At 38.4% G+C, this 17,295-nt stretch carries 16 protein-coding genes and 1 pseudogene; 8 read left to right on the top strand and 9 right to left on the bottom strand.

Annotated elements, in window-relative coordinates:
• Positions 1 to 333: 333 nt before the first annotated feature.
• Positions 334 to 1,185: a polysaccharide pyruvyl transferase family protein gene (locus LB467_RS02900; protein ID WP_224472516.1), complete on the bottom strand. Its 852-nt coding sequence runs from the start codon at positions 1,183 to 1,185 to the stop codon at positions 334 to 336.
• 2,057 nt (positions 1,186 to 3,242) lie between these two features.
• Here LB467_RS02900 and neuC point away from each other — a divergent pair.
• From neuC to asnB, 3 genes are all read left to right on the top strand, one after another.
• Positions 3,243 to 4,400, top strand: a complete 1,158-nt coding sequence (gene neuC / locus LB467_RS02895) for a UDP-N-acetylglucosamine 2-epimerase (RefSeq protein WP_224472515.1) — start codon at positions 3,243 to 3,245, stop codon at positions 4,398 to 4,400.
• Positions 4,401 to 4,421: 21 nt separating this feature from the next.
• Positions 4,422 to 5,117: an acylneuraminate cytidylyltransferase family protein gene (locus LB467_RS02890; protein WP_224472514.1), complete on the top strand. Its 696-nt coding sequence runs from the start codon at positions 4,422 to 4,424 to the stop codon at positions 5,115 to 5,117.
• A 156-nt stretch (positions 5,118 to 5,273) separates the two neighbouring features.
• Complete coding sequence (asnB, locus tag LB467_RS02885; RefSeq protein ID WP_224472513.1) at positions 5,274 to 6,986, top strand: asparagine synthase (glutamine-hydrolyzing); 1,713 nt, start codon at positions 5,274 to 5,276, stop codon at positions 6,984 to 6,986.
• A 360-nt stretch (positions 6,987 to 7,346) separates the two neighbouring features.
• Here the strand turns inward: asnB and LB467_RS02880 are convergent, their stop codons facing one another.
• The 5 genes from LB467_RS02880 to LB467_RS02860 all read right to left on the bottom strand — a co-directional run bounded on the left by LB467_RS02880 (position 7,347) and on the right by LB467_RS02860 (position 11,729).
• On the bottom strand, positions 7,347 to 7,649 hold the full coding sequence (locus LB467_RS02880) for a type II toxin-antitoxin system RelE/ParE family toxin (protein ID WP_224472512.1): 303 nt from the start codon (positions 7,647 to 7,649) through the stop codon (positions 7,347 to 7,349).
• A gap of 6 nt (positions 7,650 to 7,655) precedes the next feature.
• Positions 7,656 to 7,895: a hypothetical protein gene (locus LB467_RS02875; protein ID WP_224472511.1), complete on the bottom strand. Its 240-nt coding sequence runs from the start codon at positions 7,893 to 7,895 to the stop codon at positions 7,656 to 7,658.
• A gap of 183 nt (positions 7,896 to 8,078) precedes the next feature.
• Positions 8,079 to 8,405: a four helix bundle protein gene (locus LB467_RS02870; protein ID WP_224472510.1), complete on the bottom strand. Its 327-nt coding sequence runs from the start codon at positions 8,403 to 8,405 to the stop codon at positions 8,079 to 8,081.
• 54 nt (positions 8,406 to 8,459) lie between these two features.
• Entirely contained in the window at positions 8,460 to 10,931 is a 2,472-nt protein-coding gene (locus LB467_RS02865) for a polysaccharide biosynthesis tyrosine autokinase (protein ID WP_224472509.1), read from the bottom strand.
• Complete coding sequence (locus LB467_RS02860; protein WP_224472508.1) at positions 10,932 to 11,729, bottom strand: polysaccharide biosynthesis/export family protein; 798 nt, start codon at positions 11,727 to 11,729, stop codon at positions 10,932 to 10,934.
• A 166-nt stretch (positions 11,730 to 11,895) separates the two neighbouring features.
• Here LB467_RS02860 and LB467_RS02855 point away from each other — a divergent pair, with 166 nt between their 5' ends.
• The 4 genes from LB467_RS02855 to LB467_RS02840 all read left to right on the top strand — a co-directional run bounded on the left by LB467_RS02855 (position 11,896) and on the right by LB467_RS02840 (position 15,875).
• Entirely contained in the window at positions 11,896 to 13,767 is a 1,872-nt protein-coding gene (locus LB467_RS02855; RefSeq protein WP_224472507.1) for an ABC-F family ATP-binding cassette domain-containing protein, read from the top strand.
• Positions 13,768 to 13,933: 166 nt separating this feature from the next.
• Positions 13,934 to 14,137 carry a four helix bundle protein gene (locus tag LB467_RS02850; RefSeq protein ID WP_224472520.1) on the top strand — a complete coding sequence of 68 codons (204 nt, stop codon included), beginning with the start codon at positions 13,934 to 13,936 and terminating at the stop codon, positions 14,135 to 14,137.
• Positions 14,138 to 14,318: 181 nt separating this feature from the next.
• A complete protein-coding gene (locus tag LB467_RS02845; RefSeq protein ID WP_224472506.1) occupies positions 14,319 to 15,131 on the top strand; it encodes an O-methyltransferase in 813 nt (270 codons plus the stop codon).
• Positions 15,132 to 15,176: 45 nt separating this feature from the next.
• Positions 15,177 to 15,875, top strand: coding sequence for an ABC transporter ATP-binding protein (locus LB467_RS02840; protein WP_224472505.1), 699 nt, complete (start codon positions 15,177 to 15,179; stop codon positions 15,873 to 15,875).
• 107 nt (positions 15,876 to 15,982) lie between these two features.
• On the opposite strand, the pseudogene LB467_RS19015 reads toward LB467_RS02840, so the two are convergent.
• The 3 genes and pseudogenes from LB467_RS19015 to LB467_RS02830 form a co-directional block, all read right to left on the bottom strand.
• Positions 15,983 to 16,123 (bottom strand): annotated as a pseudogene (locus LB467_RS19015) (helix-turn-helix domain-containing protein); the annotation flags it as partial.
• Positions 16,124 to 16,138: 15 nt separating this feature from the next.
• Entirely contained in the window at positions 16,139 to 16,273 is a 135-nt protein-coding gene (locus LB467_RS19160; protein ID WP_262901611.1) for a hypothetical protein, read from the bottom strand.
• A gap of 90 nt (positions 16,274 to 16,363) precedes the next feature.
• Positions 16,364 to 16,537 (bottom strand): hypothetical protein, encoded by a 174-nt coding sequence (locus LB467_RS02830; RefSeq protein ID WP_224472504.1) that lies wholly within the window; start codon positions 16,535 to 16,537, stop codon positions 16,364 to 16,366.
• Positions 16,538 to 16,929: 392 nt separating this feature from the next.
• Here LB467_RS02830 and LB467_RS02825 point away from each other — a divergent pair, with 392 nt between their 5' ends.
• Positions 16,930 to 17,295, top strand: a complete 366-nt coding sequence (locus LB467_RS02825) for a BlaI/MecI/CopY family transcriptional regulator (RefSeq protein ID WP_224472503.1) — start codon at positions 16,930 to 16,932, stop codon at positions 17,293 to 17,295.

Below are 17,295 nucleotides of genomic sequence, written 5' to 3'. Positions count from 1 at the left end.
TTGAAGAAGGGAAAAATAAAATGAGCGTATTAAATGCAGTAAGAAACAAGTTAATCCACATTGCTATGGCATTGGTTAAAAACAAAACATATTACCAAAATCGCTTGGTTTTGTCATAGAAATCGAAGTGACGGTAGAAATCAATAAAATAACTAATTTTGTTCATTACAACGATCATTATTAATATATTATTATTTGTTGCTTTGCGCATCTATAACTTATATGCCACTTTTACGCCATATAAATGGTGACCCGAAGCTTGATAGAGAAGTCAGTCTGAGTGAATTCAATTGGCGGTAGCAAGATTGAATTTGTATCGAGGAATGGGGCTCATCAACTCAAGCCTAAAGAAAAAGGACAGCTTTCCAGCAAGCCTTTCTGGATTTTTTCTAATTGTTGAGTTTCAGGTAAAAGTGGTTTCTCCTTCATTAACTGGAGCAATTCTTCAGCAGTCTTGCTATCCTTGACAAATTCGGCTTTATAAACAGGAAATTTTAAGGATTCGAAATAATCTACATACTTTATCCCATTTCCGAAGATCTTATCAGAAAACTCAACCCAAAGCGCCGGAATCCTATAGGCGTGAGCAACGATCAATCCGTGGAGGGAAGAAGAAATTATATTTTCACAGCTTAAAATTTCCCTGGTCACCTCTTCCACATCCATTGTGAGCAGATCGATTACTTTTATTTCAGGATCCTTCTGAAAAAGATTTACCGCTATTTTATAATCGTGATAATGCGGAATAACCCCAATCTTATATTTTTTCTCTATTTGTGGATTGTAATATTTCGGCAATAAAAGCGCCGGATCTCCATATACCTCGGGACAATTATAGCCCAACTTCAATAAGAAATCCCTGGTTTGTGACCCTCGCACCGCTCTGAAATCGGCTTCAGCAATTTTCTGCTCGTGGTCTATAATTCCACTACCCCAAACAATACTGTGCTTAGTTGCGTGGTGTAGAATACTACCCACCGCAAGAAAATTGGTTTTGTTCATTTTATACCAGGGCTGCTTTTTAGGCTGAACAAATTTCACCGGTTTTCCGCTAATTTTTTCCACCAGGTATTTAGAAAGCAAATCACCATAATTCTCCTTTTCCCTAAAAATAAATTTGATCTCACTCCAATAGAACAAAGGAATTTCTTTTTCACGGTAAGAACTGTGTTTTGATTTTTTCAAAAGATATACTTTGGGGTTAATTAGGCCAGGCCCGAAACTCAAATATATTGAAAATTATATTTAGCAGGTAGTCTTTAGACGGGAGACGGTAGTTTTTCCATAACTCTAACGTCTAATAGCTATAGACTATCGACTGAATCATCAAAAATCGTCATTGTGATGGAGACACGACTGAAGCAATCTGTCCAAATTTTGCAAAAAGCTTTCTTTCTAAAGATTACCAAGCTACTGCGTTGCTAATATTGACGTATTTTTAAAACCCTCTTATTTAGGTTTGTTTTTATATTTTTATAATTCAAAAAAAAACTTACCTGGTTTGGAAGTTTCCTTTTTCATTTTTTGCTCGCCCAAAAAACGAAACAAAAAAGGGCGCCCTATGTGGAGGTGTTTTTTTGGCAACAAGGCCAAAAAACCGCAAATCAGCAGCTAAATTTTTTCCAGGGCCCTTCGACTCCACTCAGGACAAGCTTTCAAAAATTATTAACGCTGCTGATTTTCTACACTCACACACGGAGTTTAAAACTCGCTTTGCTCGAAATGTCATTTTCCTACACTAGATAAAATTTTATATCACGGGTCTCGTAATGACTTGAAAAGACAGGATACAAGAATCAAGAGAAAAGACTAAAAAAATATTCGTGGATTCGTGGCTTTTCAGTTTACAGTGCGCAGTCCCAGTTTGCAGTAAAATAAAAACTACAACCGGCAAAAGGAAACAAGAGACAAGACTAAAAAATATTCGTGTATTGGTGGCTTTTCAGTTTACAATGCACAGTCCCAGTTTGCAGGGGCAAAAGAAAATAAGAGACAAGAATCAAGAGACAAGACTAAAATATTCGTGTATTCGTGGCGAAAACTTTTATTGATATAGTCTTTAGACATTAGACGGTAGTTTTTTACATTTAAGCTCTAACGACTAACAGCTACAGACTATCGACTGATTCATGAAAAATCGTCATTGCGATGGAGGCACGACTGAAGCAATCTGTTCTAATTTTACAAAAAGCTTCCTTTCTAAAGATTACCGCGCTCCTGCGTCGCCCGTAATGACGGAAAAAATAAGAGACAAGAATCAAGAGACAAGATTAGAAAATATTCGTGTATTGGTGGCTTTTCAGTTTACAGTGCGCAGTCCCAGTTTGCAGTAAAATAAAAACTACAACCGGCAAAAGGAAACAAGAGACAAGACTAAAAAATATTCGTGTATTGGTGGCGAAAACTTTTATTGATATAGTCTTTAGACATTAGACGGTAGTTTTTTACATTTAAGCTCTAACGACTAACAGCTACAGACTATCGACTGATTCATGAAAAATCGTCATTGCGATGGAGGCACGACTGAAGCAATCTGTTCTAATTTTACAAAAAGCTTCCTTTCTAAAGATTACCGCGCTCCTGCGTCGCTCGTAATGACGGAAAAAAATAAGAGGCAAGAATCAAGAGAAAAGATTAGAAAATATTCGTGGATTCGTGGCTTTTTAGTTTACAGTGCGCAGTCCCAGTTTGCAGGGGCAAAAGGAAACAAGAGACAAGACTAAAAAATATTCGTGTATTCGTGGCTTTTCCAGTTTACAATGCACAGTCCCAGTTTGCAGTAAAATAAAAACTACAACCGGCAAAAGGAAACAAGAAACAAGAATCAAGAGAAAAGACTAAAAAATATTCGTGTCCCATAGATGCTCTAAATAATAACATTTACCAACAGAATTGCTACTTTAGCGATAACAGCCTTCCGAGCAAAAGATTAGCACACTCCTAAGTCGCTACTATTAATGTATTTTTAAATGACTTTTTTATCTTTCTTTTTGGTAAGTGTAGTGTTTTTCCGGCGTTAAAAATTTTCGAAGCCTTGGAGAAAATTTAGCCGGAAAATCACGGTTCTGATTCGCGGTAGCGAACCGGAAACACCTACAAAAAAGTGTCTTTTTTTTGGTTCGTTTTTTTGGACAAGCAAAAAAATGAACAAAGCAAGATTGCAAATAATCAACTATTAAAAATCCAAGAAAGACGATCCAAACATTTTTTATACTTTTAAGCTACTTATCAAAACCCAATACATGCCCAAAAGAAAGATATGCGTTGTCGTTACCGCCCGACCTTCCTACAGTCGGATAAAAACTGCCCTTACAGCAATACAGCAACATCCCGACCTTGAACTACAACTGGTAATTGCAGGATCGGCCTTACTGGATCGATATGGAAACGCGGTAGATTTTATTGAAAAAGACGGATTTGAAATTGCGGCGAAGGTTTTTATGGTGCTGGAAGGGGAAAATCCTACCACGATGGCCAAGACCACCGGCCTGGGGGTAATGGAGCTTACCAATGTTTTTTACAACCTAAAACCCGATGCGGTAATAACCATTGCCGACCGGTTTGAAACCATCGCTACTTCAATAGCAGCATCTTATCAAAATATACCCTTAGTTCACATTCAGGGAGGCGAGGTTACGGGAAGTATCGACGAAAAAGTTAGGCATGCCAACACTAAACTGGCCGATCTTCACCTGGTAGCTTCAGAGGATGCCAAAGAACGCGTAATAAAATTGGGAGAGAATCCTGAAAAAGTGATCAATACCGGCTGCCCGTCTATAGACCTGGCGAAAGAGATTTCAGAATATCCATTTCTTGATTTTGATCCCATTGAAAAATACGGGGGAGTTGGTTCTGAACTTAACTGGAAAGCAGGCTATATTGTGGTGATGCAACATCCGGTTACTACCGAATATCAACAGGCAAAAGCACATGTTACCGAAACCCTGAAAGCGATTAAAAAATTAGATATCCCTACATTTTGGTTTTGGCCTAATGTAGATGCGGGATCTGACGGGACATCCAACGCAATACGAACTTTCAGGGAACTGGAAAAGCCGGAAAATATACATTTCTTTAAAAATATGGAACCTACCGATTTCTTAAGGCTTTTAAAAAATTCTAAAGCCCTGGTGGGGAATTCCAGTGCCGGGTTAAGGGAGTGTGCTTATTTAGGGGTGCCAGTGGTTAACATTGGAAACCGGCAATTTCGCCGCAATCGAGCCACGAATGTAACCGATGTAAACTATAATTTAGATGAAATTTTAGAGGCGACCGAAAACGCAATCCGAACCGATCATTTTGAATCATCAGATATCTATGGAAAAGGAGATTCAGGGAAAAAGATTGCTGAAATTTTAGCCACTTCAAAATTAACCTATAGTAAAACAATTACCTATTAAAATTTAAAGACCTGCGTCAGTATGAAAATTCTAGGCCTAATCCCTGCCCGGGGCGGCAGTAAAGGAATTCCCGGTAAAAACATTAAACTTCTAGGGGGCAAACCATTGTTGCAGTACACTTTTGAAGCAGCAAAAAACTCAAAGCTTTTAAATAAAGTTATCCTGAGCTCTGACGACGAGAATATTATTCAAATTGCAAAACAGCTTGAGCTTGAAGTTCCTTTTAAACGTCCCGATAATCTGGCTGAAGATTCCAGTTCCAGCCTGGAGGTTGTGAAACATGCAGTAAATTATTACCTGGACAAGGGAATTCAATTTGATGCGATATGTTTGCTGCAGGTAACCACGCCATTTCGAGAACCCGGACTTATAGATGAATGTATCCTGAAATTTCAGGACAATAATTTTGATTCGCTGGTTACGGTAAGGGAAGTGCCTGAAGAATATAATCCGCATTGGATTTTTGAAGAAAGCGAAGGGTCCTTAAAAATCGTTACCGGTGAAAAGGAAATTATAAGCCGAAGACAGGATCTACCAAAAGCTTATCACAGGGATGGGGCGATTTATATTACTAAAACAGAAGTGCTTTTAAATGAAAATTCCCTTTTTGGTAAGAGGATAGGTTTTATAGATACCTCAGCTTCCCCTTATGTTAATATTGATACCCCGGAAGATTGGAGAAAAGCGCAAGACATGTTGGAAAGATTAAAAAATTGAGAGTTATCCCGGCGGGGTTAACTCGTCAGGCTGTCCCGAGGTTTCGGGATTGTTTCAGGTTTATCCCGAATTTACTTCGGGATTCTAACATGTTATTACTTTAGAACAGCTTAGATCCTGAAATAAATTCAGGATGACGTATAAAATATAGAAAAAATGTGCGGAATCGCAGGAATTATTTCAGCAACGGCTAATATTGAAAAGGTTCAGCAAATGCTGAAACTTCAGCAGCATCGTGGCCCGGACCATACAGGGAATTATGTTGATCCCGGCTATTGCGCCCTGGGGCATAACCGACTTTCCATTATTGACCTTTCAGCAAAAGCCAATCAGCCATTTAAAGATAATTCTGGGCGCTATCACCTTACATTTAATGGGGAGATCTATAATTACAAAGAATTAAAACAGGAATTAAAAGCTCATTATGACTTTAAAACAGAATCTGATACAGAAGTCTTACTGGCGGCCTTTATCGTTTGGGGAAAATCCTGCCTCGATAAACTAAATGGAATGTTTGCTTTCGCTATTTGGGATAGTAGGGAGAAAAAACTTTTTGCTGCCCGGGACAGGTTCGGGGTAAAACCATTTTTTTATTCCGAAGAAAACCAGAATTTCTATTTCAGCAGTGAAATTAAAGCCATAAGAAGCCTTTTAAAGTCAAATCAACCTAATGAACAGGTATGGGTCAACTATTTTGCTTTCGGTTCTTACGGGATGCCTTCAGAGACTTTCTATGATGATATATCTCAGCTTTCGGGAGGGCATTTTCTGGAATATCAGGCAGGAAATTTAAAAATTAGGAAGTGGTATGATTTTGAGAAAAACCTGTCTAAACATTCTGAAATTTTATCTTTTGAAGAGGCTAAGAAATCTTATTCTGAAATTTTAACCGATAGTATTTCCCTAAGATTTAGAGCCGATGTTCCTATTGGTTTTAACATTAGTGGCGGAGTGGATAGCTCGCTTTTACTGGCTTTGGTGAACCGACTTCACGAAAACAAACATATTCAGGCTTATACCTTTTATACCGGTGACGAAAATTATGATGAGCTCCCCTGGGTTCAGAAAATGATTAAAACTACTCAGAACCCGCTAACAAAAGTAAAAATTCAACCCAGCGATGTAATTGAAAAAGCTCAGTTCTTAAGCGATATCCAGGATGAACCTTATGCCGGCCTGCCCACTTTAGCCTATGCTGCATTGTTTGAAACCGCTCAAAAAGACGGAGTAAAAGTTCTGCTTGACGGGCAGGGAATGGACGAGCAATGGGCCGGTTATGATTATTATCAAAATTCCGGAAACACTGCAACCATTCAGGGAACCGGAAAAGGCAGTCCGTTTCGCTTAAAAGTTTTAAACGATGAATTCAGACATTTGGCTAAAAAACCGGTGTATCCTACCCCATTCGACAATAATTTGCAAAACCTGCAATACCGGGACCTTTTTTACACGAAAATACCACGTGCGTTAAGATTCAACGACCGGATTTCTATGGCTTATAGCACAGAATTGCGGGAACCCTTCCTGGATTACAGAATGGTAGAATTTGCCTTTTCCCAACCTGAAGATTATAAAATTCACAATGGGATTCAAAAATATTTAATCCGTGAAATACTTAAAGAAATAGCTCCTCAAGATTTGAGTTATGCGCCAAAGCGACCTCTGCAAACTCCACAACGGGAATGGCTGGGTAATGAGCTGAAAGATTTTACAGAAGAAAATTTAGAAAAGCTTAGATATTCCAGGGTTGCAAATTGGTTTGATTTTGGAGAATTGCAAAAGGAATGGAGTAATTATAAAGCCGGGGACAACCAAAGTAGCTTTCATATTTGGCAGTGGATTAATACGGGGTTGTTGATGGGGGATTAGAAAAAGAAGCAAGAGAAAAGAGGCAAGAAAAAAGACTAAAGAATATTCTTGTATTCATAACGAACTCCCCTGTCAGTTCGAGCGGAGTCGAGAACAGTTTGGGTAGTACTTCTATTCAAAAGATTACCGCGCTCCTTCGTACGCTCGTAATGACGTTAAGAAAAAATCGTCATTGCGAAGGAAGAACGACTGAAGCAATCTGTCCAAATAATTTTGCAAAAGCTTCCTTTCTAAAGATTACCACGCTCTTTCGTCGCTCGTAATGACGAAATGAAACAAGAGAAAAGAGTCAAGAAAAAAGACTGAAAAATATTCGTGTATTCGTGGCGAAAAGATGTTAGAAAAAAATGCTATTAAACACTAATCTACATTTATTTTGTCAGGGTTCTGCCGTACATCAAAAACATCGTTGATTATTATTGTATCATTTTCAATTCTATAAATAATCTTATAATTTCCACTTAAAATATATCGGTGATTCTTCTGAAATTTTACTAAATAAGTTTCAATTTGTCCAGATTCCGGATTTTTAATAAGTCGATCTGTAGATTGCAAGATCTGCTTTCTTAATTTATGAGCAACTTTTTTGTTTGCGTTTACAGCGTAGTATTCAAAAATGGCTTTCAAATTATAAATGGCAAAATCAGACCAAATAATTTTCATAATGCCCTACCAATTTTCCGACAATTTTTCTAATTCCTTTTGGGTTTTAAATCTGCCCTGTTTATAATCTTGTTCAGATTTTTCTACTCGACTTATTAATTCTTCAATAGTGAAAGGGTCCAAATCAGCATTTTTTTCATTAGAATTCTTCTTCAGAATATAATCTTCTATTTTGGAAATGAGTTTTTCATCCTGAAGTTGAGCCAGATAAGTTATTAAATTAAGCTTGCGGGTTTGTAAATCCATAATGAAATAAGTTTATTCTAATATACGAATTTGAATGCTTATTGAAATCTGACTTCTATTAATATTAACTTTCAAAGAACAGAAGTCTTTAGTCGGTAGGCGTTAGACTTTAGTTATTCGTAATATAAAGATTACTAACTACTTTCATTTCTTCAAATACCGCTTCAAACTACTGATCATCTTTCAAAGCTCTGCTAATTTTATGCGATTCTCCATATTTTGCGCATCACTAATAAACTTCTGTCTGTTCGCAATTGTAGAACACACCACACATTCCTTAACCGACCCACTGGCAATTTCTAAAAACCGATTAAATTGAGCATTAGTATCACCTGCTCCTTCTGCTATATTCAAGGGTATCGAAACAGCTGCTCGTTTAAATTGTGAAGTAAGATTGTATAATTCAGAATTAGGAAAATTTCGGGAGACTGCATAAGCTAAATCTACAAAGTCCAGGGCTTTTTGATAAACCTTTAAATTTTCAAATTTAAAACTTAACGAATTTTCCATAATGATGTTTTGAATTAGATATTACTAAAGACTAACGTCTACAGACTACCAACTTTATTCAAAATTCCGCATCGCCTTTTTCCACCAGCGTTTTAATTTTCGGGTGGGATCAGATTTTTCTACGTAGCCTTTAGAATAACGGTTGTACCCATAGCCGTAGCCATAACCATAGCCGTAACCATAGCCATAACCATAGCCGTATTTGGCGCGATGTACGAAGTGGTTTAATACAAAACTGATGTTCTTAATTTCGCCTTTGTGGTATTTCTCGTTTATAGATTCCAACATCCCGCGTTTAGTATAATCCTGACGTACCAAATAAATTGTAGCATCGGCGTATTTTACCAGGTTTAAAGCATCGGCAACCATTCCAATTGGAGGGGTATCCAAAATGATATAATCGTATTTCTGTTTTAATTCCTCCATCAACTTATCCATCTGCTCGTTGATCAATAATTCTGAAGGGTTTGGAGGTACCGGCCCGGCGGTAATAACGTCGAGATAGGGAATTTTACTCTGTTGAATAATCTCCTCGCTGCTAGACTGGTCTATAAGGTAATTCACTACCCCCAAATCATTATTCAGCTGAAAATCATCAAAGATCTTCGGCTTTCTTAAATCGACTCCTACCAGCACCGTTTTTCGTTCACTTAAAGCGAAAACCGTCGCCAGGTTCATCGCGCAGAAGGTTTTTCCTTCCCCGGAAACCGAAGAGGTAATCAACAGTGTTTTAGATCCGGTAACGCCCTGTTTTTTATACATAAACTGAAGACTGGATCGCAAGCCCCTAAACCCTTCAGCAATAGAAGATTTCGGATTGCTAAAAACCACCAGGTTCGAGTCCATTTTACTTTTTCCTATCATCCCAAGAATAGGAATTGGGGATAAACGGGTTACTTCTTGCGCATTGTGAATGTTGGTATTCAGGAAAACCAATAAAAACACAAAAGTTAACGGAATCACGCCCCCAACCAGCACGGCCATTACATAGTTAAGTTGGGTATTCGGACCTATCTGTCCGCCACCGGTATCTTTAGCCGAATCGATCACCATCACATCGCTTACGTTCGCAGCCTTTATAAGCCCCGCCTCGCTCCTCTTCTCGAGGAACATATTGTAAGATTTCTCGTTAAGACTGTAACGACGCTGAATTTTAAGCAAGTCCTGTTCTTCCTGCGGAAGGGTACTTATTTCAGATTCCAAGCGGGCGATTTGCCGGTTAATATCCCTTTGCTCATCCTGCAATAAGCCTTTTGAGGAACTAATATTCTCCAGTAAAATTGACTTAACCGAATTTATCTGTCGGTCTATATCGTCAAAAACCGGGGAGTTTTCTTTTAATGAATACTGATAATTACTTCTTTCTTCAGCAAGGGAAATAATTCGGGAAACCCCACTGGCTATACTTCCTTCTGAAATTCCGGCTACCGAAGGTGCGGGTACATTGGAGTAATCGTTCCGGGTTTCAAGGTAATTTCTTAAGGTTTCGTAGTAAGAAAGTTGCCGCCTGATATCTTCTTTCCGAAGGTCTAAGGTCGAAAGCCGGTTGGAAAGCTGGGAACTTTCCGCAGAAATATCCATAATCGCGTTTTCATTCCTAAATTGATTCAGCTCTGCTTCTACCAGTTTTAAAGCTTCAGATTGTACAGCTAAACTGGAATCTATAAACCGAATGGTTTTGGTAGCAAAAAGGTTTTTCCGCGCCAGCATATTCTCGCTAAGCACTCGCACAGTTCCGTTTAGATAATCAACAATCCGGGCTTTATTTCCTCCGGTTTGACTCATCTTCAACACCGAAGAACCCTGAGACTCCGGGCTTACATTTACACCTCGGTATCTCCCTACGGCGGAGTCAAAATTCATAAAACTCACGTAAAACGGGGTCCCCGCCTGTAATGGCTGTTCGACTCTAAGAATATTTCCGTTAAAAAATGGAAGTCGCACCTGTTCGCCCGACTTATAATTTTTACTGAATTCTTTTGGGTCTACCTCCCGGTATGATTTTTCCTTGGTTTTATAATTCTGAAGGCTCAAACCTGCCGGCACTTTCGCTTTCAAATTGTAGGTTACAGAATCCAAAAATGTAATTACCATCGTTACATTTAAAGCCTGAGCCATAGTAGTATCTGCAACTACTTTAAAGGGCGTACTGCCATAAGCATCTATACGTTGATATTCTCCGTCTTTTAAATACTGTGTATAAAACTGAAGTTTTTCTACCACCTCCTCATTATGAGAACGCGATCTTAAGATCGTCATCGCAGTATTCACCTTATCTGAAGTCCCTCCCCAGTTAAAGGTTAAACTGGTATTACTGGTAAAAAAAGGATTTTGATCGTCTTTTATGGAAATGGAATTCCCAAGGTTGTAAACCGGTAATTTTCGCACATTGTTATAATAGGCTACGGCCAGACTTATCCCCACCGAAAGTAAGATCAACTTCCAGTAGCTTATCACTTTAAGTACAAAACCTTTAAAATCAAAGGTTGAGCCTACGTCTGATATGTGATCGTCTTCATGCGCCATTTAAATCCTGCTAGATAATAATATTGCCGTGGTAATAAAAGATAAAATTGTCACACCTGTTCTAAATATCTCCAACCCGGTAGTTCCCAGTCCTATTGCTTTTTGCGGTAGGGCATTAACTAAAATAAGATCGTTGGGTTGAATGTAATAATATGCACTTTTCGTAGCATCGATATCGGTTAGGTCTATTAGATGAATCTTTTCCCCCTCGGGATATTGCCTGATAATCTTTACATTTTCCATATCGCCATATTCGGAAATTCCGCCGGCATTGGCCACGGCTTCCATTATCGTCACTTTTTCTTTATAAATTACCTGGCTGCCGGTGCCTATTTCACCCAGGGTGGTGTATCTTATTCCTGCGAGCTTCACGGTCACAAAAATATTGGCTTCCTGCTTAAAATAATTTTCTAATAACAGCGCTTCAATTTTCTCCCTTATCTCCCTTTCGGTATAACCTAAAACATTTACCTCGCCTAAAGTAGGGACGCGTATATTCCCGTGATCGTCTACCGTAAATCCGTCAAAATAAACTGCCTCTTCTGTAGTGGCATTGGGATTTGCTTCTCCAACCGGATTAAACATCCCAACCAATTCCTGATCAAGGGCTTTTACCCGAATACTTAAAAGGTCTCCGGTTTGAATACGATACGGCTTTTTGAGTTGTTGAATTTGAATAACACTATCCAGCCTTTCGTCATTATCCTGAAGATAAGTGGTCTTTTTAGCAGAAATACAGGACGAGAAACTTAAAACTCCCGCCAGTAAAATTAGAATTAAATAGTATCTCTTCAGCATATTTTACTATAGATTCAGGACATCTAGATGAAGCAAGTCGACCAAGTGCACTTTCATGCCTATAGGCGCCATCTTAATTTAGATAGTTTTAACAAATATAGTTTTTGTAGGCCAATAATAAAATTAAGTCGCAATTTTCCTTTTATTTTGCACAAAACTCAAGTCTGTGAATTATTTAAGTGTAGAAAATATTGCCAAAGCCTATGGCGAACTTGTATTATTTGAAGATATTTCCTTCGGAATTAATGAAGGCCAAAAAGTAGGGTTTATCGCCAAAAACGGAACCGGGAAAACGTCCCTCCTAAATATTCTGGCAGGTTTCGATTCACCCGATGCCGGAAAAGTGGTGTATAGAAAGGATATCACCACCGCTTTTCTTCCGCAGGAACCCAATTTAGATCCTAATTTAACGGTGGAAGAAACTATATTTTCTTCAGATAACGAAATTTTGAATATCATAAACCGCTACGAAAAAGCGCTTAAAAATCCCAATGATGCTGATGCCTATCAGAAGGCTTTTGAAGAGATGGACGCCGCGCAGGCCTGGGATTTTGAAACCCAGTACAAACAAATCCTTTTTAAACTGAAGCTGGACGATCTTTCTAAAGAGGTTAAATATCTTTCCGGAGGACAAAAAAAGCGACTTGCCCTAACGGTAATGCTGCTGCAAAAGCCCAATTTCATTATTATGGATGAGCCTACCAACCACCTGGATCTGGATATGATCGAATGGTTGGAAGAATATTTTAAGAAAGAGAATTTCACCATTTTTATGGTAACTCACGACAGGTATTTCCTGGAACGGGTTTGTAATGAAATCGTGGAGCTTGATCACGGCCAACTTTATACCTACAAAGGAAATTACGGTTATTACCTGGATAAAAAAGATGCCCGAATGGCTCAGGAAGCTGTAAATACCGATAAAGCCAAGCAACTATACAAAAAAGAACTGGACTGGATGCGCCGCCAACCCAAAGCGCGTACCACAAAATCGAAATCCAGGATAGACGATTTCCAGGATATTAAAGACAGGGCCCACAAACGCCGTCAGGATCACGAGGTACAGCTGGAGCTCAATATGGAACGGATGGGCAGCAAGATCGTGGAGCTCCATAATATCGGGAAATCTTTTGAAGATAATGAGCTATTAAAAAATTTCAGTTATAATTTTAAGCGTGGGGAACGAATAGGAATAATTGGTAAAAACGGGACCGGAAAATCTACTTTTCTGAATATTCTTACCGGAGCTATAAAACCCGATGCCGGAAAAGTGGTTATTGGCGAAACCATAAAGTTTGGTTATTATACCCAGGCAGGTATCAACATAAAACCCGGCCAGAAAGTTATCGAGGTAATTAGGGAGTTTGGTGAGTATATTCCATTAAAAAAAGGCCGTCAGATTTCGGCACAGCAGCTTTTAGAGCGCTTTTTATTCGATCGTAAAAAACAATACGATTTTGTTGAAAAACTAAGCGGTGGGGAGCGAAAACGACTTTACCTGTGTACGGTGCTTATTCAAAACCCTAATTTCCTGATCCTGGATGAGCCTACCAACGATCTTGATATCGTTACATTAAACGTGCTGGAGAGCTTCCTGCTGGACTTTCCGGGTTGTTTGGTAGTGGTTTCGCACGACAGGTATTTTATGGATAAGATCGTAGATCACCTGTTCGTATTTCAGGGAAATGCCGAAGTTCAGGATTTCCCGGGTAATTATAGTGATTATCGTGAATATGAAGAAAGCGCATCTGCGGAAACTAAAGAAGAAACCCAATCTACCAACCAAAAAGACAATAAAAAAGACTGGAAAAAGACCAGTTCAGGAAGCAACCTGAATTATAACGAACAGAAAGAATTCGGAAAACTTGAGAAAGAAATCGCAAAACTCGAGAAGAAAAAAGAGGAAATTCAGCAGAAATTCCTTCAGGACCTCACCGGCGAAAAAGTGGCAGAAAATTCAGTTGAACTAAAAAAGATAGAAGACCAGATTGAAGAAAAAACCGAGCGCTGGTTTGAGCTTGGGGCGAAGGCGGAGTAGAATTCAGTTGGCAGTTGGCAGGTGGCAGTAATTTGGTGTTTGGTGTTTGGTGTTTGGTGTTTGGTGTTTGGTGTTTGGTGTTTGGTGTTTAAAAATTCTTGTATTTTTAGTTAGTATAAAAATTGGGGATTATGGGGAAAATTGAAAAGTTTGAAAATATTGAAGCCTGGCCGAATTATACGAGCAAGGCAGCCAGGTAAGAAGGTCTTCAAAAAGTATTAAAGACAATATTGTTGAAGGCTACGGAAGAAGGGTTTACAAACAGGATTTTATAAAGTTTTTGATTTATGCCCATGCCTCGCTTCTAGAATGTTTATCTCAACTAGAGATGATTGATGAATTATACGAAATCGCGGAAATAAAGACTTAAGAACAAAATACGATCTTTTGGGAGGTAAAATTTATTCGTTTATTCAGTACGTAGAAAAGAACTGGAAAACATAGAAAAACCGAAAACACACAACTGAGAACTGAGAACTGAGAACTGAGAACTGAAAGTGCAATTAAAATCATTCATAAAATTCCTATTCAAATCCCAAAACCAACATGGGTTGCATTCCCCTTTTGTATATGATTTGGTGACCAATTGTTTTTATGATAAGAAAAAACACAAAGAATATAAGCTTCTAAACGAATACCGAAAAGACCTTTTAAAAAACCATAAAAAGATTAAAGTTACTGATTTCGGTGCCGGGAGCAGGGTGTTTACTTCTAATGAGCGTACGATCTCAGCGATTGCCAAAAATGTTGGAATTCCGAAGAAAAGAGCCAGGTTTTTATTTCGGTTGGTAAATTATTTAGAATGTAAGAATAACCTTGAACTTGGGACTTCCCTGGGAATTGGTGCTGCGGCCCTTGCTGCCAACAAAAAAAGCAGCCTAATCAGTATTGAAGGTTGCCCGCAAACCGCTGATGTAGCCCGACACCAGCTAAATAAATTTGGCATTAACAATGTAAAGCTTGTTGTGGGGGAGTTTGAGGAAATACTTTCCAGAATTTTAACCCATCCACAAAATAAAACAAAAACCGAAAGTTCAGGAAATTTAGAAAGAACACAACTAAAAACAACAAACAATAAACACCAAACCACAAACCACAAACCACAAACCACTTTTGATCTTATATATTTCGACGGGCACCATACCAAAGAAGCGACTTTAAAATATTTCCATCAATTGCTACCCACAGCTCATAATGATTCGGTTTTTGTTTTGGATGATATTCACTGGTCTCCCGGAATGGAAGCTGCCTGGGATGAAATTAAGGCTCATCCCGAAGTAAGGGTGAGTATAGATACTTTTTTCCTCGGACTCGTGTTTTTTAGGAAAGAACAGGCGCGACAGCATTTTAGAATCAGGTTGTAACAAAAACGGCTATTCCGCGTCCTATCAGCACAAAATTATTTCTGCATGAGTAAAGTCATTGAAATCAGGCAAATTACCAGGGATTTTCCGTTGGGAAATGAGATCGTAAAAGTTCTAAAAGGCATCGATCTGGATATTGACAGAGGCGAATATGTTGCAATTATGGGACCTTCCGGTTCAGGAAAATCTACCTTAATGAACTTGCTGGGCTGTCTTGACACGCCAACTTCCGGACGCTATATTCTGAATGGAAAAGATGCAAGCCAAATGAGTGACGATGAACTCGCTGAAATTAGGAATAAGGAGATCGGATTTGTTTTTCAAACTTTCAACCTGCTTCCCAGGACCACCGCGCTTGAAAATGTTGCTTTACCAATGATCTATGCCGGTTACAGTAAAACAGACCGAATTAAACGTGCAGAGGAGGTTTTAACAGACGTAGGGCTTGGGGACAGGATGGACCATAAACCCAATCAGCTTTCGGGTGGGCAGCGCCAAAGGGTTGCCGTAGGAAGGGCTTTGGTTAATAAACCTTCCATAATCCTTGCCGATGAACCTACGGGTAATCTGGATTCAAAAACTTCATTAGAAATCATGAATCTTTTTGATGAGATCCATGCCGCAGGAAATACCGTAATTTTGGTTACTCACGAAGAAGAAGTCGCCAAGCACGCTCATAGAATTATTCGTCTTCGAGATGGAATTATAGAAAGCGATGAGCGAAAAGAGGTTTTAAGCAATTAGAACTACAAAGTTCGCAGGAGCTATCGCTGCGATCCCTTATTTCTTTTTCTAAATTCATTGGTGATTTTTGAAGCTGCGAAGGTAGGTTTTTAATCAAACCACTTTTTCTATCTGATTGAAATACTAAGTTGCTTTTCCAATCCAATCTCAATTAATTTTTGGTAGGTAGATATTTGAATATCGCTTAGGCCACGCTCGATTCTTGAAATATAACTTTTTTTAGCCCCAGTGGGCTCTGCATGTTGTTCCCGGGTGAGATTAGCTTATTTCCTGGCTTCTTTCAAAATTATTTCAAGTCGGAAATCCAGGGATCCTGCATCGTATTGATCCCTTTCTTGCGTTCCCTTTTTTCCATATTTATCAACTAGTAAAACTTCAAATTTTATTACATTTTTCATATCTCCTTTAAATAATGTAGCCAGTCTTCTGCTATAAACTTTAGATTTATTTCTATTCCCCGAATACTTCAGGAGCTCTTTTGGAATAAATTATTTGCGCATCCATTCTTCGGTTTCCTTATCAGCTTGCTCATTGGTCAAATAATCTCCATTTATAATTTGTTCACGAGCTTCCTTTATTGCAGAATTTTGTTCGTCGCTCAGTTTGTAAGTTGTCTGGATTTTATTCTCCCGATTTAAATAACGGTAAAGTTCCTCCAGCAAGTCATTATTGCCGGTCAGGTTTATTTCCTCAATTAATTTTTTTTCTGATTTCCACGGTTTTCATAGCGGGAAGATTTATTACCAAGATAAGAAATTCTGTATGAAATCAAGAACCTCGGGGCAAGCACACGAGGTATGAATTGGATAACTATTTTATAATTTCGAGGCAAGCCTCGGGGAATTAAACCCTCAATGAGGGATTAAACTTTTAATTTATACCAGGAATTTTAAATTTAATTCAATCATTTCGTCAACTATACAGGTTTCCTCAAATAACATTCTCATAAGAACTCTGGTGATTAACTCAGGATTTGAAAATATATTTAATTCTATGTTTGTAGAAATAAATATTTATTCTACATTTGTAGAGAACGATCTAAACTTGTAGAAAAATGAGTCTTTCAAAATCTGAAGAACAATTAATGCAAATCCTCTGGAAACAGGAAAAAGCCTTTATGAAAGACCTTATAGATGCTTATCCGGAACCTAAACCCGCACCTACCACTATCGCAACACTTTTAAAAAGAATCCAGGACAAAAATTTCGTGGACTACAAACAATATGGCCGTTCCCGGGAATACTTTCCATTGGTGAAAAAGAAGGATTATTTTTCCAAACAGTTTAATGGAATAATTAAAAATTTTTTCAATGATTCTGCCTCCCAGTTTGCATCATTTTTCACAAAAGAAACCAATTTAAGCAAGGAAGAGTTGGAGGACTTAAAGAGGTTAATAGATAACGAAATAAAAAAAAAGTAG

This window comes from Salegentibacter tibetensis, from assembly GCF_020164485.1.
Taxonomy (GTDB): Bacteria; Bacteroidota; Bacteroidia; order Flavobacteriales; family Flavobacteriaceae; genus Salegentibacter; species Salegentibacter tibetensis.
Note: the sequence above shows the minus strand (reverse complement) of the source record. Positions and strands in the feature narration are given on the sequence as shown.

Excerpts from the sequence above, each read along its gene's own strand:
- neuC (WP_224472515.1), top strand. The coding sequence starts at position 3,243 with ATGCCCAAAAGAAAGATATGCGTTGTCGTTACCGCCCGACCTTCCTAC.
- LB467_RS02890 (WP_224472514.1), top strand. The coding sequence starts at position 4,422 with ATGAAAATTCTAGGCCTAATCCCTGCCCGGGGCGGCAGTAAAGGAATT.
- asnB (WP_224472513.1), top strand. The coding sequence starts at position 5,274 with ATGTGCGGAATCGCAGGAATTATTTCAGCAACGGCTAATATTGAAAAG.
- LB467_RS02880 (WP_224472512.1), bottom strand. The coding sequence starts at position 7,649 with ATGAAAATTATTTGGTCTGATTTTGCCATTTATAATTTGAAAGCCATT.
- LB467_RS02875 (WP_224472511.1), bottom strand. The coding sequence starts at position 7,895 with ATGGATTTACAAACCCGCAAGCTTAATTTAATAACTTATCTGGCTCAA.
- LB467_RS02870 (WP_224472510.1), bottom strand. The coding sequence starts at position 8,405 with ATGGAAAATTCGTTAAGTTTTAAATTTGAAAATTTAAAGGTTTATCAA.
- LB467_RS02865 (WP_224472509.1), bottom strand. The coding sequence starts at position 10,931 with ATGGCGCATGAAGACGATCACATATCAGACGTAGGCTCAACCTTTGAT.
- LB467_RS02860 (WP_224472508.1), bottom strand. The coding sequence starts at position 11,729 with ATGCTGAAGAGATACTATTTAATTCTAATTTTACTGGCGGGAGTTTTA.
- LB467_RS02840 (WP_224472505.1), top strand. The coding sequence starts at position 15,177 with ATGAGTAAAGTCATTGAAATCAGGCAAATTACCAGGGATTTTCCGTTG.
- LB467_RS19160 (WP_262901611.1), bottom strand. The coding sequence starts at position 16,273 with ATGAAAAATGTAATAAAATTTGAAGTTTTACTAGTTGATAAATATGGA.
- LB467_RS02825 (WP_224472503.1), top strand. The coding sequence starts at position 16,930 with ATGAGTCTTTCAAAATCTGAAGAACAATTAATGCAAATCCTCTGGAAA.